This is a genomic window from Citrobacter sp. CK181, assembly GCF_030333595.1.
Lineage (GTDB): Bacteria > Pseudomonadota > Gammaproteobacteria > Enterobacterales > Enterobacteriaceae > Citrobacter_B > Citrobacter_B koseri.
Genome location: NZ_JAOWFN010000012.1, coordinates 272,258 through 286,987, shown reverse-complemented (window position 1 = coordinate 286,987; position 14,730 = coordinate 272,258). Strand labels below are relative to the sequence as shown.

Sequence of the window (14,730 nt, the reverse complement as noted above, 5' to 3'; positions counted from 1 at the left end):
AGGCCGACAAATATGCGCTGACAATTATCTGAAAATACCGGCCTGCTGCCGGTATTTTTTTATACTGAACAAAACGACGAATGAGGTATCCGGTGCGAATAATCGTGGTTGGCGTAATGGCACTACTTCTGAGCGGGTGCGGCAGCATCATTAGCAGGACGATCCCCGGACAAGGGCACGGCAATCAATACTATCCCGGCGTGCAGTGGGATGTCCGGGATTCCGCGTGGCGCTATGTCACGGTTCTCGATCTGCCGTTTTCACTGGTTTTTGATACGCTGCTGCTGCCGCTGGATATACACCACGGCCCTTATGAGTAGTTAACGCTCATCCCACTCATCCGCCGCAGTCTGGCCTTCTTCGGTATCCAGAGGCGGCTCGAGCTGAAATTCACCGTCATCCCACTCATGCAGAGTGTTCTCTTCCAGCCACTCCTGACGAATCTCTATCTCATCATAATCGCCGTCAAAGACGCTTTGCGCCGCTTCGCCACTCAGCATTGGCAGACATTCGCCTTCTTCGCCCTCATCGGCAAAAAACTCGGCTTGCCACATGATGTCGCCATCCTGTAGCACGTATTTCTGGATATTGAGTTGTTGAACATTGGCTTCATCTTGTTCGAGTTCCGGGTTGTCAGCCAGAAACTCTTCACGGGCTGCATCAATGGCTTCTTCCAGCGTGGCGTACATAGTCATCACTGTCTCCCTTTGATTTGATGAGGTATTCAGGGAAAGAATAGCTGATTCTCCGGTTTTGCAAGTATGAAAGCGCAAAAATCATTTTGCCGCGAGGGTCTCTCTGCGCCGCCGCAGGCTGTTCCACGAATAAATTGCGTTGAACAACACGACGCCTGCGGTGACGCAAAACACGGCGCGAAAACCGTAGCTGGCAGAAATAGCCGCCCCCATTAACGGGCCTGTGACGTTGCCAATATCGCGAAATGACTGGTTGTAACTGAAGATGCGCCCGGCGATCTGATTGCTGGCGTTATAGACCAGCAGAGTCTGTACGGCAGGGAGCAGGGCGCCGTCCGCCGCGCCAAGTAAAAAGCGCAGCACGCCAAGCTGCCAGGGCGTTTGTACGAATGACATCGGGATCAGCAGCAGGACAGAGATAATCAGGGCGGTAATCAGGATCTTTTCGGGGCCAATGCGATCGCCCAGTTTGCCGAGCCGGGGCGCGCTGAGCAACGCCGCAACGCCGGGCACCGAGGCGATCATTCCGCTGATAAATGCGATATTGCTGACGTTACCGGCTAGCTCTCTCACATATAACGTCAGAATAGGCGCGATCGATCCGGTTGCAACCTGAATGATCAGCGTGGTGACGAACAGACTCAAAACCAGCTTTGGGTTTTTTAGTGAGCCAACGACCTCCCGGACGTGCAACATCTCCTTTTTGCTGACAGGCTGAAAACGCTCGCGAATAAAAAAGAGCGTCAGTAAGAAACAGACCAACAGCACGCTGGCGGTGATGAAAAAGACAGGGCGTAATCCGTACTGGTCGGCAAGTAATCCGCCCGCCAGAGGGCCGAGCAATGCGCCGCTGACGCCGCCAGTAGAAAGCGTTCCTAACGCCCAGCCGCTCTTATTACGCGGCACCTGAGTGGCGATAAGCGCATTTGCGTTTGGCACAAATCCGCCGAGCAGACCTAACAATGCGCGCAGGATCAGAAACTGCCAGATGTTCTGCGCCAGCCCCATCAGCAGCATAACCATCGCCATGCCGAGGGCTGAGCGCAGCAGCATGATCTTTCGCCCTTTGCGATCGGCCAGCCCGCCCCAAAAAGGCGAGGCAATAGCGGAAAACAGGAAGGTGATACTGAAAACCAGCCCCGACCACATATTCAGCGCGCTGTGGCCCGTTACGCCGAGCTGCTCAACGTAGAGGGGTAAAAATGGCATCACCAGGCTAAACGCCGCGCCGGTCAAAAAACAGCCCAGCCAGGCTACGGTGAGATTGCGTTTCCAGTTTATGGGGACATCAGAGGGTGACATAGCGATCCGCAGTGTGATGCGCTGTTTGCGCTATCATCAGAATAAAAATAAGGCAATACTCTCTTATTATGCGCCTGCCTGCTGAGGGCGGCAATGTGAGTAGCTTTTAAAGCTAAAAGAGGCGATTGAGAAGGTGCAACCGTCGCCCGGCTGCACCTGATGAATCAGTAACGGGAAGGCATACCTTCAGGACGCGTTTTGAAACGGCGGTGCAACCACATGTATTGCTCGGGCGCCATCATGATGCATTTCTCTACGATCGTGTTCATCCAGGCTGCGGTGGTTTCGGCGTCATCCAGCGGTGGTGAGCATTCCGGCGGCAGGAGAATCAGCTCATAGCCTTTGCCATCGGGTTTACGACGCGGAACAAACGGCACCAGACAGGCGTTGGACATTCGGGAGAGCATCCAGGTTCCTGACGTGGTGGCGGCCTGTTCCACGGCAAACAGCGGGACAAACACGCTGGCGCGCGGGCCATAGTCATGATCCGGCGCATACCAGACCACTTCACCTTTTTTCAGCGCTTTGATCATGCCTTTCAGGTCTTTGCGATCGAGCATCGATTTGTTGGAGCGCATACGTCCCCAGGTCTGTAGCCAGTCGAGCAACGGATTGTCATTCGGACGATAAACGCCAATGCCAGGCTGTTGCAAACCAAACTGGCGCGCGCCCAGCTCCAGCGTCAGAAAGTGCAGGCCAACCAGCAGAATCCCTCGCTCCCGGGCCTGAACGTCGCGGATATGCTCAACGCCGCTGACATCTGTCCAGCGTGAAATACGGCGGTCGGACCAGAACCAGGCCATGCCGGTTTCCATCACGCCCATCCCGACAGACTCGAAGTTCTTCACCACCATCTGGTGGCGTTCTTGCTCGCTCATCTGCGGAAAACACAATTCAAGATTACGATAGGCGATGCGGGCGCGGCGCTTCATAAAACGCAACGCCAGGCGTCCCATTGCACAACCCAGTTTGTAAATCACCGGGTAGGGCAATTGCACGACCAACCAAAGAGCACCAATACCCAGCCAGGTTAACCAATAACGTGGATGCAGTAGCGCAACGGAGAACTTAGGTAAATTCGTCATCTCTATCCTGTCTGTAAACGAGCAATTCCCTGTATTGTCGCATTTTTTCGTGTACAGCAAAAATTTGTGGTTGGAGAACGACGATAAAAGCGGCAATTGTTGTTAATTTCTTAGTATGAAGAATGAAATGTAGCGCAAAATGTGTGGATGTAAATTGGCGATGTTTGCTTTATGATGCCGCCCGATTTCATTTTTACTGATTGCAGGATACGTACACCATGCCAGTGTTACACAACCGCATTTCGAACGATGCGCTTAAAGCCCGGATGTTAGCTGAAACGGAGCCGCGCACGACCATCTCTTTTTATAAATATTTCACGATCGTCGATCCGCAGAGCACGCGCGACGCGTTGTACCAGATGTTTACCTCGCTGAATGTTTTTGGTCGCGTTTATCTGGCGCGTGAAGGCATTAACGCACAGATCAGCGTGCCGCAAAGTCAGGTCGCGACGTTTCGTGAGCAGCTGTATGCGTTTGATCCCGCATTAAACGGCTTGCGTCTGAATATTGCGCTGGACGATGACGGTAAGTCCTTCTGGGTGCTGCGTATGAAAGTACGCGAGCGGATTGTGGCCGATGGTATCGACGATCCGAATTTTGATGCCAGCGACGTTGGCGAGTACCTGAAAGCGGCGGAAGTGAACGCCATGCTGGACGATCCTGATGCCGTGTTTATCGACATGCGTAACCACTACGAATATGAAGTGGGGCATTTCGAAAATGCGCTGGAAATTCCGGCTGACACGTTCCGCGAACAGTTGCCGAAAGCTGTTGAAATGATGCAGGAGCATAGAGACAAGAAAATCGTCATGTACTGTACGGGCGGTATTCGTTGTGAAAAAGCCAGCGCCTGGATGAAGCATAACGGTTTTAACAAAGTGTGGCACATTGAGGGCGGCATCATTGAGTACGCGCGTAAGGCGCGCGAGCAGGGACTGCCGGTGCGTTTCATTGGTAAGAACTTTGTGTTTGATGAGCGCATGGGAGAGCGGATCTCTGATGAGGTTATCGCGCATTGTCACCAGTGCGGCGCTCCGTGCGACAGCCATACCAACTGTAAAAATGATGGTTGCCATCTGCTGTTTATTCAGTGCCCGGCTTGCGCCGAGAAGTTTAAAGGCTGCTGTAGCGAGCTGTGCTGTGAAGAGAGCAGTTTGCCGGAAGAGGAACAGCGCCGTCGCCGCGCTGGCCGTGAGAATGGCAATAAAATCTTCAATAAATCGCGTGGCCGTCTGAATACCCAACTGGGCATTCCCGACCCGACGGAATAACGTAGCGCCATCCGGCATTACGCCCGGTGGCGCTCCGCTTACCGGGCCTACAATATGTGCTGCTGTAGGCCGGATAAGGCGATGCCGCTATCCGCCATTGTGCCCGGTGGCGCTCCGCTTACCGGGCCTACAATACAATATGTGTTGCTGTAGGCCGGATAAGGCGAAGCCGTCATCCGGCATTCGTTACTTCTGCTGTACGCCTTCCACCGAGATAATCAGATCGACTTCCTGCGATGCAGGGCCGAGGTCGGTGGTGATGTTGAAGTCTTTCAGCTTAATTTTACCTTCCGCTTCAAAGCCCGCGCGCTTCCCGCCCCACGGATCGTCACCCTGGCCGATCAGCTTCGCTTCCAGCGTGACCGGTTTGGTGACGCCATTGAGCGTCAGGTCGCCGGTGATATCCAGCTCGTCGCCATCTTTTTTCACGCTGGTCGAGGTAAACGTCGCCTGCGGGAATTTCGCCACGTTCAGGAAATCAGCGCTACGCAGGTGCTTATCACGCTCCGCATGGTTGGTATCAACACTGTTGGTGTTAATGGTGACGTTCACTTTATCCGCTGCCGGATTTTTTTCATCGAAGGTAAATGTCCCGTCGAAATCTTTGAACGTCCCGTACAGCCAGCTGTAACCCAGGTGCTGGATACGGAAGTTAACGAAGGCGTGTTGTCCCTCTTTATCAATTTTATAGTCTGCCGCGATTGCAGAACCAGTGGTGAATAACAGGGAAGCAAAAGTCAGTCCCAGCAGGCTTTTTTTCATTTTTCAACTCCATAGTCAGGTGACGATCTCCCCAGCATACGCTTCAGGGTGTCGTCTTTATCGATGAAATGGTGCTTCAGGGCCATTAGCCCATGCAGAACAGACAAAATCACAACGCTCCAGGCCAGCCACAGGTGCAGGCTACCGGCAAGATCGGCCTGAGCGCCCGCGTCGGCCAGCGTGGCGGGCACGTCAAACCACCCAAACACGCTGATCGGTTTGCCGTCGGCGGTTGAGATCAGATAGCCGCTGATCACAATGGCGAAGAGCAGAAGATACAGCGCAAGGTGGCCCACCGCCGCACCCAGACGGGTCAGGCGTGAATAGCTTTTCAGCGCCTTTGGCGGTGGTGAGACGAAACGCCAGAAAACACGTATAACCAGCCCCATCATTAGCAGGATGCCGATACTTTTATGCAATTCCGGCGCCTGGTGATACCAGCCATCGTAATAGCTGAGCGTCACCATCCATAAACCCAGGGCAAACATGCCGTATACAACAATGGCGACCAGCCAGTGAAGCAATACAGAAATGGCGCCATAGCGCTGAGGAGTATTTTTGAATTGCATAAACACACCAATGGATATTTCAGGAGAGAATGAAAATGACCTGTTAGAGACATTAATGCAACTAATAAATAACAATCCTGGCGATATTTGTTTTTATTTCAATAAAATTGATTGAATTTGTCATTCTGCGTCAGAAGATTCGAGGTGATTAGCGGTTTTATCTATATAGGGCAGGAGGGCGGGAGGTTTCTTATTGGTCAAATTATTACAATGAAAGTTAGAGTAATCTCAGGTTTTGTCAATTTTTGTCAGCTGAAATAAATTAAAAGAACATGATATAAATAATGTCCATGATGGCCAGCAGCGACCATAAAATAACGTAGAGCATAAAATGCTCACGAATATTATTGATCAGATAGTGAAAAATACGACGCACAGCCTGACTCCTCAAAAAGAAACGGCCCCGTTTGCGAGGCCATTGGGTCATTATTGCGTAAAGCGGTTCAGTTTGAATGGCGTCAGGTCAAAAGCCGGCGATTTACCCTGTGCGAAATCGGCGGCAATCTCGCCCAATACCGAGGCGAACTTAAAGCCGTGGCCGCTCAGACCGGTGACGATCAGCGTATTATCATGTCCAGGTAATGTATCGATAATAAAATCTTCATCCGGGGAATTATCATAGGTACAGGCGGCGCCGTTCAGGCAGCAGCCAATGCCGGGCAGGATAGTGCGCAGGAAGGGGAACGCTTCGGAACCATCGCTGGCGACGGCGGCAAACGGCTTGCGCTCTTCCGGTGAGTGAATCAACTGACCACCGTTGTGTTTTCCTATTTTTAATGCGTCGTTTTCGGCGGGAAAACCGTAATACTGATCGCCGTTCGGGAGTTCTCCAGTGAACGCCGGGAAGTTATTTTTCATGCTGTAGCGCCCGTCAGCCTGATACCAGGCAAAAACTTTACGAACGGGTTGGATGGGGAGTTCCGGCACCAGCGCCTGTACCCATGTACCGGCACTGATCAGCACTTTCTTCGCGCGGTATTCGCCGTCAGCGGTTTCAACGGTAACGCCGTCGTTATCGTGGTGAAGGGCGGTGACGGGGCAGTTAAAGAGCTGCGCGCAGCCAGCCTCTTCGGCAAGGCGAACCCAGGTTTTGATCGCCAGTTCACTGCGCAGAAAACCGGAGTCCGTTTCGAACAGGCCAATGTAGTTGTCAGGGACGCGAATTTCAGGCCAGCGCGCCATGATGGCGGCGGCATCCAGTTGCTCAACGTTCAACTGCCATTGCTGTGCGCTATGCACCACGTTCGCCAGAAATGGCGAGTCCGCCGGGCCGAGGTTTATGACGCCGGAGCGGACGAAGATGGGATCTTCATTATGCGTTGAAAGCTCTTCCCATAACGTTTGCGCACGCAGCACCAGAGGAACGTATTTCTCACCCTCGCCATAAGCGTGACGGATTAACCGGGTATCGCCGTGATGGCTGCCCTGTTGATGTGGCGGCATATGGGCATCTGTCATCAGAACCTTCAGTCCGGCGCGAGTGGCATAATATCCGGCTGCGGCGCCGACGGAACCGCTGCCAATAATGATTAAGTCGTATTTCATCAGCTTCTCTCTGCTATCGCGATTATTGCAGGGTAAATAAGTGAATTGAGATATACAAGTTATACTCGTCATGCTTTCGGATTGCCGTCGCGTCGGCGCGTTTGTCGGCCGACTTTCTGTCAGTGGAATTATTGAGAGTATGAAACGATAAAGGCACCTTTTAAGGTGCCTTTGGGTGGAGGGGTCGCGTCACGTTAATGACGGCGATACTCATTTTCCTGGTAATCGCCAGATTCAATTTTGGCGATGCCTGCTTCTAATATCGAAATAAATTGTCTGGCAACATCGGTGGTTAACCAGAGCGTCTGACCAACTTCAGTCCCATCAGGGTCAGGGCGATTCGGGGTCTGGTAGTGCAAACGCAACATCAGCGCATCATAGCTGTCAACGGTGCTGATGTCCCATCCTACAAGCGGATGAGTCTGAATGACTTCATTATTCTTTTCCATTATGCCCCCTAATACGTGTTACAAGACAACGGTTTTCGAGGTTCAATGCGTGTTTTTTTCTGAAGCAACTTCAGTATATCAATAAATAAGGCTATTCACTGGAAATTTAAAGGGTGACAGAATAAATTTCTTCTTTTTAAGAATTATGTGCACAATAAAACAGCATGTTATTCATATTTTTTTGGCATGTTGTGCAGTTATTTTGAGTAATGGATTAAAAAGCGACCAGTTGCGCAAATAAAAAAGCCGGGGCGACCCGGCAAAAACGAACATTACTGCATATCATTTTTTATTCATTGACGAACCAGTCATCCGCGCTTTCCCAGGTTTCCTGTAGGATTTCGCTGATGCGTTCTTTATCCTCTTTTGTCGCGCCAATGACCGACAGATTGTTGGCTGCGGCATAACGGACGACAACATTGCCCGCGTTATCTGGAAAAGAGTGATGGATACGGCGGGAGAGTTCACCGGCCAGCGCGTCAATCGCGCCAGCAGGCAAAGGTGACGTTTTCGCTATAGTGACTTCAATACGCATAATGGCCCCCTGTTGAATATACTGTGTATTTATACAGTTAACCTTTCCGGCTTACAACAGTTGGCCACATTTTTTTTATTATTTTACTGACCAGCGTACGCGCTCGCCGCCCAGGAAGGGCACCAGTGAGTCATCGGCAAGCGTAATGCTTTCCGGGACGAGCTGCTCTTCGCGTACCAGTTCAACGTAGGTTTCATTGACCGGCAGGCCGTAGAACCGTGGCCCATTGAGTGAGCAGAACGCTTCAAAATGCGCGAGGGCGTTCATCTCTTCAAAGACCGTAGCGTAGCTGCCAAGCGCCGTCGGGGCATTAAAGCAGCCTGCGCAGCCGCAGCTGGTTTCTTTCCGATGACGGGCGTGCGGCGCGGAGTCGGTACCGAGGAAGGCACGGCTAAATCCGCTGGCGACCAGTTCACGCAAGGCCTGCTGGTGGACGTTACGTTTGAGGATCGGCAGGCAATACAGATGCGGGCGAATGCCGCCGACCAGCATATGGTTGCGATTAAACAGCAGATGCTGTGGCGTGATGGTGGCGGCTAACAGCTCGTTGCCGTCGCGAACGTACTCTGCGGCATCTTTGGTGGTAATGTGCTCAAACACAACCTTCAACGCCGTCAGACGCTGGCGCAGCGGCTCCATCACCGTTTCAATAAACCGTGCTTCGCGGTCAAAAATATCGATATCAGCATGGGTAACTTCGCCGTGTACCAGCAACGGCATGCCGAGTTTTTCCATGCGTTCCAGTACCGGCATGATCGTATCGACAGAGGTGACGCCGTGGCTGGAGTTGGTGGTCGCGTTGGCCGGATAGAGTTTTGCTGCGGTAAAGACGCCTTCGCGGAATCCGCGCTCAAGCTCATCAGGATCAAGCGTATCCGTTAAGTAGCAGGTCATCAGTGGGGTAAAGTCATGCCCGGCAGGAACGGCATCAAGAATGCGCTGGCGGTATGCGATGGCCGCATCGACCGTCGTAACAGGCGGCGCCAGGTTCGGCATCACTATCGCGCGGCCATAAATTTCACTGGTGTAAGGCACGACAGTTTTTAACATGTCGCCATCGCGAAGGTGAACGTGCCAGTCGTCTGGGCGGCGGATCTTTAAAACCTGGGATGGTGCAGTCATTAATATGCTCCGGCTGGGGGATAGTCATTTTTGCCGGAAACCAAGGATAAGCGGAAACGTTTTCGTTTGCACGAAAAAAAAGGGCGCAAATGCGCCCTGGTGCGTTAGTCGGTGAACGGGATGATGATTTCGCCCGGTTTAACCTCTATGCCTTTGGCATATTTTTTCGCCAGCGCTTCGCCTTTGCTGCTGTCTTCACGCAAAACGTAGGCCGGTTGTTGATTAAAATAATTACGCAACGACTGATTCAGGTAAGGCATCAGCGTTTGCAGCACCGATTGCATTTTTTCCGGCGTTACGGTTGCATCCACCACTTCCATTTCTTGCAGATAAATCGCGCCTTTTTCTTTGTTAAAGACCGGTAGCGCTTTCAGCTTCAGTTTCATGGTGGCTTTCTGGCTGCCAAACAGGGAGCTCATATCCAGGTTCGCATCACCGGTTAGCGTGACTTTGTTGGGCTCTTCCCGGCCAATCTGGCTGCTGAGATTCGTCAGTACAATATGCGCATCCGCGATGCCCGGTAAGCCAATGTCTTTGGAAAAATTATTCCGTTTTTCAAGCGCCTGATTAATTTCTTGCTCGCTTACCGTGTACTGCGTGAGTTGGTTGCAGCCAACCAACAGGCCGCTAACCAACAATGCAGCGGCAAAGACAATCTTTTTCATGGGGTTCCTCAACATGATGCCCGTGTCGTAATCCTGACACAAAGCAGCATGTGGCACCAGCACGCCGCGCACCAGCAGAAAAAACTGAAAGGGTGGCGGCATGGCGCCTCCACCCACAAGCATTAGAGGGCCATAGACGATAACAGGTTGATTTGCGTCTGTTTTGCCATGTTATCACGGTAATCAGCGACCCGGGTTGGCCAGTTTATGCCTGCGACCAGCGTCAGGTTACGTAATAACGGGAACAAATGAATATCGTCTTCAGACAGTTCACCGTTCACGGCATTGGGCTGCACAATCAATTTATCCAGCGCGCGCAGATCGTCGCTGATGTTTTTGATGAGCCCACTGGAATGCGCCAGATTTTCGCCAAAATCGCCAATCATGGCCTCTTTTTTCTCGGTGAAGTATTTCCGCGCCGACGGCGTGGAGAACTCATCAAATGCCGATTTTGCGAAACGCGGAAGGAGCAGGCGATTGGCGTAACCGTTAACTTTGCGTAGCCACTCATCAATCGCGGGGTTCTGTTTTCCGATCAGCAAGGGTTTGCCGTCAAGGTTGTCCACATAATGGACGATATCCATACTTTCGGGCAGATAACGGCTGTCGTCCTTTTGCAGAATGGGCGCCATTTTTTTGCCGATCATGCGGGTGGGCGTTGCGTCGTCGTCGTTTGCCAGGACGTTTAGCTCAACGGGAATATTTTTCAGGCCGAAGATCATGCGGGCTTTGATGCAGAAAGGGCAGTGATCGTAAATATAAAGCTTCACGTTTCTCCTCCATTTAACTGTCGGTTCTCTTTCAGTATGGAGGAGATGAAAGCAGGTATCAAATCAGGCGCCTGGCTCCAGCATGCCGCGTGGCGTCCGTTTGTGGCTGAATTGCCAGCCGAGCGCAAGAAAGGTCATGATTCCGATTACCCCAAGCATCATCCAGGGCAGTTCAGGCTGTTGCAGCGCTTTCCCCATATCGAACAACCATCCTCCGCCGATATACCCTATCGCGCCGCCAATGGCTAAACCCAGTCGACTGAAGCCCATATAGCTGCCGCGCGCCCGCGCATCGGACAGCGAGGCGCTGAGCGTTTCACGCGCCGGTTCTGCAATGACCGAACCGATATAGAACGTGCAAATGAGCGTGAAGAGCTGCTGTAAATTACCGACCAGCCCGACAGGCAACATACTGAGCGACATCAGCAGCAGTCCGGCCATCAGGCGGTGCTCCAGGCGAAAACGTTTCTCGCTCCAGCGGGCGATCGGGTAGAGCAGCGTCAGCGAGAGGCAGGCTTCGATCGCATACATCCACTTGACGGCGGCCGGTGAGCCCGCGATGTCATTGACCATGATGGGCAGCATCAGCATTACCTGTACGGCCAGCATGTAGTATCCCGCCAGGGTCAGTACGTAAGTCACGAACCGTTTGTCCGCCATGACGCGCCCCATGCCCTCGCGTACCGGGATTTTCACCGTTGACAGCTTCCACGCCGGAAGCAGCCAGGCGTTAAACGCGGCGCACAAAACGAACAGTACCGCCCCCGTCGCGCATACCAGACGAAAGTCATACTGCAACAACCAGCTACCCAATAGCGCGCCAGTCACGGCGCCCGCGCTGTCCTGCATCATCAACAGCGAAAAGAAACGACCGCGTTGTTCAGGGCGAATCAGCTTGACGACCAGCGCAGAGCGCGGCGGATCGAAAAGGGTGCCGCCAAGCCCGGAAAGAAAGCAGGAAAACCAGAGCAGCCAGGGCTCATGGGCGATCCCCATCGTCGCAAATCCGGCTGCGCGCATAAGCATCCCGGTAACAATCATTGGCTTCGCGCCAAAACGGTCGGCAATCGCGCCGCCAAAAATGCCCAGCCCTTGCTGGATGAACTGGCGCAGGCCGAGCGCAATGCCGACCATCAATGCCGCCCAGCCCATCTGGTCGACAAAGCGAATGGAGATCAGTGGAAACACCACGAAAAAGCCTAATACGACCAGCATATTATCGATGAGCAGGAAATATTTACCCAGGTTCCTGGCCTGCGAGACACGCGACATTTCCCCTCCCGGGAAAGACACTCGTCATCCTTCACGTCGCAGGCGCGTCGGCGGCGTTCGCGCTCCCCGGCCACGTATTTCTGTGCGCTTTCAGGGAGTGACTCGCTTGCCGCCGTCCTGCAACTCGAATTCTGTTGAGTTTAAAAGGTGAGCACCTTCTATTCTGCGGTGTCGGCGCGTTTTTTCCCACCTTTGCCGGGACAATATTTTTTTATCAAAAGTCCATCTTGATAGAGAGTTTTCATCAAAATGTGTGAATAAGCCAAAAAATGACGATTTGCACTTTTCACAGAGCGTACAGGCGCAGGTATAGTAACGTTATCAGGGTGTGAAGACGTTACGGGAAGGAGTAGGTATAGAATGTTTGGCTATCGCAGTAACGTGCCAAAAGTACGCTTAACAACCGACCGTCTGGTTGTGCGTTTAGTACATGAGCGTGATGCCTGGCGTCTGGCCGATTATTACGCGGAAAATCGTCATTTTTTAAAACCCTGGGAACCCGTTCGTGATGAAAGCCACTGCTATCCTTCGGGCTGGCAGGCGCGTCTGAGCATGATCGCCGAGTTTCATAAACAGGGTTCAGCGTTCTATTTCGCGCTGCTCGACCCGGAAGAAAAAGAGATCATCGGCGTGGCCAATTTTTCTAACGTGGTGCGTGGCTCATTCCACGCCTGTTATCTGGGATACTCCATCGCACAAAAGTGGCAGGGGCAGGGGCTGATGTATGAGGCCTTAACCTCGGCGATTCGCTATATGCAGCGTACGCAACATATTCACCGTATTATGGCGAACTATATGCCGCATAATAAGCGCAGCGGCGACTTACTGGCGCGACTCGGCTTTGAAAAAGAAGGGTATGCGAAAGATTACCTGTTGATTGACGGACAGTGGCGCGATCATGTGCTGACGGCGTTGACGACGACTGAATGGACCCCCGGTCGCTAAGGAGAGGACGATGAAATACGAACTAACCGCCACTGAAGCGCGAGTGATTGGCTGCCTGCTGGAAAAACAGGTGACAACGCCGGAGCAGTACCCGCTCTCGGTTAACGGCGTGGTTACCGCCTGCAATCAAAAAACCAACCGTGAACCGGTAATGAACTTATCGGAACATGAGGTGCAGGAACAGCTTGATAACTTAGTGAAACGCCATTTTCTGCGAACGGTGAGCGGCTTCGGCAATCGCGTCACCAAATATGAACAGCGCTTCTGCAACTCCGAGTTTGGCAATCTTAAACTGAGTCCGGCGGAGGTGGCGCTGATCGCTACGCTGCTGCTGCGCGGCGCCCAGACGCCAGGTGAACTGCGCAGCCGTGCATCCCGCATGTATGAATTCAGCGATATGGCGGAAGTGGAATCGACGCTGGAACAGCTTGCCGCCCGTGACGATGGCCCTTACGTAGTGCGCCTGGCGCGCGAAGCGGGTAAGCGTGAAAGCCGGTATATGCACCTGTTTTGCGGCGAAGTCGATGAGCCGGTGAGTTCAGATGACGCGCCGCAGGCGGCGTCGGGCGATCTGCATGCGCGCGTTGAGGCGCTGGAAGGCGAAGTCGCGGAGCTGAAACAGCGCCTTGATTCGCTCCTGGCGCACCTGGGAGACTAACGTGAAAAAATTACGTATCGGTGTTGTTGGGTTAGGGGGGATCGCCCAAAAAGCCTGGTTGCCCGTGCTGGGCGCATCCGGCGACTGGACGCTACAGGGGGCCTGGTCTCCTTCGCGGGATAAGGCGCTGCGCATTTGTGAAAGCTGGCGGATGCCGTACGTTGAGTCGTTGCCAGCGCTGGCGTCAACCTGTGACGCCATTTTCGTCCACTCCAGTACGGCGACGCATTATGAGGTGGTGAGCGAACTGCTCAATGCCGGGATTCATGTCTGCGTCGATAAACCACTGGCGGAAAACCTGCGCGATGCGGAACGGCTGGTGGCGTTGGCCGCGCGCAAAAATTTGACGCTAATGGTCGGGTTTAACCGACGCTTCGCTCCGCTCTACCGTGATCTGAAAGCGCAACTGGGCGCCGCCGCTTCTGTCCGTATGGATAAACACCGGACGGACAGCGTCGGGCCGCATGATTTGCGTTTCACGCTGCTGGATGACTACCTGCACGTTGTGGACACCGCGCTGTGGCTGACGGACGGCAAGGCGCAACTGAACGGCGGCACGTTGCAGACCAACGATCTTGGCGAGATGCTGTATGCCGAACACCATTTTTCGACGGATCAGTTGCAAATCACCACCAGTATGCACCGTCGCGCCGGGAGTCAGCGTGAATGTGTGCGGGCGGTGACGGACGGCGGCCTGTTTGATGTAACGGATATGCGCGAATGGCGCGAGGAACGCGGCCAGGGCGTGGTGCATAAACCCATTCCGGGCTGGCAGACAACCCAGGAACAACGTGGATTTGCCGGATGCGCCCGTCATTTTATTGAATGCGTGCAAAATCAGACGGTTCCTGAAACGGCGGGCGAACAGGCGATTCTGGCGCAGCGCGTCGTAGAGAAACTCTGGCGCGAGGCAATGAGCGAATAACGCCCTGTAACATCTGGCTGTAGTAATTCATCATAATCCAGGTACTATATGCCAACTCAAAATAACACCTCTTTCTGACAGAGAATGATGGCAAACCGTGGATCGTTCTGTCGGCCTGATAAGACGTTTTTACGTGGTTATCAGGCACAACGATATTGCC

Annotated in this window: 18 protein-coding genes; 5 read left to right on the top strand and 13 right to left on the bottom strand. The window is 53.1% G+C overall.

Features of this window, described 5'->3' with window-relative positions; all coding sequences use genetic code 11:
- Positions 1 to 92 precede the first annotated feature (92 nt).
- Positions 93 to 320 carry a YceK/YidQ family lipoprotein gene (locus OGW17_RS10740; RefSeq protein WP_024130446.1) on the top strand — a complete coding sequence of 76 codons (228 nt, stop codon included), beginning with the start codon at positions 93 to 95 and terminating at the stop codon, positions 318 to 320.
- Here OGW17_RS10740 and OGW17_RS10735 read toward each other — a convergent pair whose 3' ends face one another.
- The 3 genes from OGW17_RS10735 to OGW17_RS10725 form a co-directional block, all read right to left on the bottom strand.
- On the bottom strand, positions 321 to 695 hold the full coding sequence (locus OGW17_RS10735) for a MysB family protein (RefSeq protein WP_012132878.1): 375 nt from the start codon (positions 693 to 695) through the stop codon (positions 321 to 323).
- 81 nt (positions 696 to 776) lie between these two features.
- Complete coding sequence (gene mdtG, locus OGW17_RS10730) at positions 777 to 1,997, bottom strand: multidrug efflux MFS transporter MdtG (RefSeq protein ID WP_071258243.1); 1,221 nt, start codon at positions 1,995 to 1,997, stop codon at positions 777 to 779.
- Between the two features lie 164 nt (positions 1,998 to 2,161).
- Positions 2,162 to 3,082 (bottom strand): Kdo(2)-lipid IV(A) acyltransferase, encoded by a 921-nt coding sequence (locus OGW17_RS10725; RefSeq protein ID WP_047457570.1) that lies wholly within the window; start codon positions 3,080 to 3,082, stop codon positions 2,162 to 2,164.
- Positions 3,083 to 3,300: 218 nt separating this feature from the next.
- On the opposite strand from OGW17_RS10725, the gene trhO reads away from it, so the two are divergent.
- Positions 3,301 to 4,353, top strand: coding sequence for an oxygen-dependent tRNA uridine(34) hydroxylase TrhO (gene trhO, locus OGW17_RS10720; protein WP_071258242.1), 1,053 nt, complete (start codon positions 3,301 to 3,303; stop codon positions 4,351 to 4,353).
- A 186-nt stretch (positions 4,354 to 4,539) separates the two neighbouring features.
- On the opposite strand, the gene OGW17_RS10715 is transcribed toward trhO, so the two are convergent.
- From OGW17_RS10715 to mdtH, 10 genes are all read right to left on the bottom strand, one after another.
- The gene (locus OGW17_RS10715) at positions 4,540 to 5,115 is read right to left on the bottom strand and encodes a YceI family protein (protein ID WP_012132872.1); all 576 of its coding nucleotides are present in this window, start codon (positions 5,113 to 5,115) and stop codon (positions 4,540 to 4,542) included.
- Complete coding sequence (locus OGW17_RS10710; RefSeq protein WP_012132871.1) at positions 5,112 to 5,684, bottom strand: cytochrome b; 573 nt, start codon at positions 5,682 to 5,684, stop codon at positions 5,112 to 5,114. The genes OGW17_RS10715 and OGW17_RS10710 overlap by 4 nt, the downstream gene beginning before the upstream one ends.
- A gap of 262 nt (positions 5,685 to 5,946) precedes the next feature.
- Entirely contained in the window at positions 5,947 to 6,060 is a 114-nt protein-coding gene (locus OGW17_RS10705; RefSeq protein WP_047457560.1) for a YceO family protein, read from the bottom strand.
- Positions 6,061 to 6,110: 50 nt separating this feature from the next.
- On the bottom strand, positions 6,111 to 7,229 hold the full coding sequence (solA, locus tag OGW17_RS10700; RefSeq protein ID WP_071258240.1) for an N-methyl-L-tryptophan oxidase: 1,119 nt from the start codon (positions 7,227 to 7,229) through the stop codon (positions 6,111 to 6,113).
- A 194-nt stretch (positions 7,230 to 7,423) separates the two neighbouring features.
- Complete coding sequence (gene bssS, locus OGW17_RS10695; protein ID WP_012132867.1) at positions 7,424 to 7,678, bottom strand: biofilm formation regulator BssS; 255 nt, start codon at positions 7,676 to 7,678, stop codon at positions 7,424 to 7,426.
- Between the two features lie 289 nt (positions 7,679 to 7,967).
- Complete coding sequence (gene dinI, locus OGW17_RS10690) at positions 7,968 to 8,213, bottom strand: DNA damage-inducible protein I (protein WP_012132864.1); 246 nt, start codon at positions 8,211 to 8,213, stop codon at positions 7,968 to 7,970.
- A 78-nt stretch (positions 8,214 to 8,291) separates the two neighbouring features.
- A complete protein-coding gene (pyrC, locus tag OGW17_RS10685; protein WP_058668995.1) occupies positions 8,292 to 9,335 on the bottom strand; it encodes a dihydroorotase in 1,044 nt (347 codons plus the stop codon).
- 104 nt (positions 9,336 to 9,439) lie between these two features.
- Positions 9,440 to 10,000 (bottom strand): lipoprotein, encoded by a 561-nt coding sequence (locus tag OGW17_RS10680; RefSeq protein ID WP_024130445.1) that lies wholly within the window; start codon positions 9,998 to 10,000, stop codon positions 9,440 to 9,442.
- 122 nt (positions 10,001 to 10,122) lie between these two features.
- Complete coding sequence (grxB, locus tag OGW17_RS10675) at positions 10,123 to 10,770, bottom strand: glutaredoxin 2 (protein ID WP_024130444.1); 648 nt, start codon at positions 10,768 to 10,770, stop codon at positions 10,123 to 10,125.
- Between the two features lie 63 nt (positions 10,771 to 10,833).
- Positions 10,834 to 12,042 (bottom strand): multidrug efflux MFS transporter MdtH, encoded by a 1,209-nt coding sequence (gene mdtH / locus OGW17_RS10670; RefSeq protein ID WP_071258238.1) that lies wholly within the window; start codon positions 12,040 to 12,042, stop codon positions 10,834 to 10,836.
- Between the two features lie 360 nt (positions 12,043 to 12,402).
- Here mdtH and rimJ point away from each other — a divergent pair, with 360 nt between their 5' ends.
- Genes rimJ through OGW17_RS10655 form a run of 3 tightly spaced genes read left to right on the top strand, consistent with a single transcriptional unit; the run spans position 12,403 to position 14,570 of the window.
- Positions 12,403 to 12,987, top strand: coding sequence for a ribosomal protein S5-alanine N-acetyltransferase (gene rimJ, locus OGW17_RS10665; RefSeq protein WP_024130443.1), 585 nt, complete (start codon positions 12,403 to 12,405; stop codon positions 12,985 to 12,987).
- A 10-nt stretch (positions 12,988 to 12,997) separates the two neighbouring features.
- Complete coding sequence (locus tag OGW17_RS10660; protein ID WP_071258235.1) at positions 12,998 to 13,645, top strand: YceH family protein; 648 nt, start codon at positions 12,998 to 13,000, stop codon at positions 13,643 to 13,645.
- Between the two features lies 1 nt (position 13,646).
- Complete coding sequence (locus tag OGW17_RS10655) at positions 13,647 to 14,570, top strand: Gfo/Idh/MocA family protein (protein ID WP_071258234.1); 924 nt, start codon at positions 13,647 to 13,649, stop codon at positions 14,568 to 14,570.
- Positions 14,571 to 14,730: the final 160 nt, after the last annotated feature.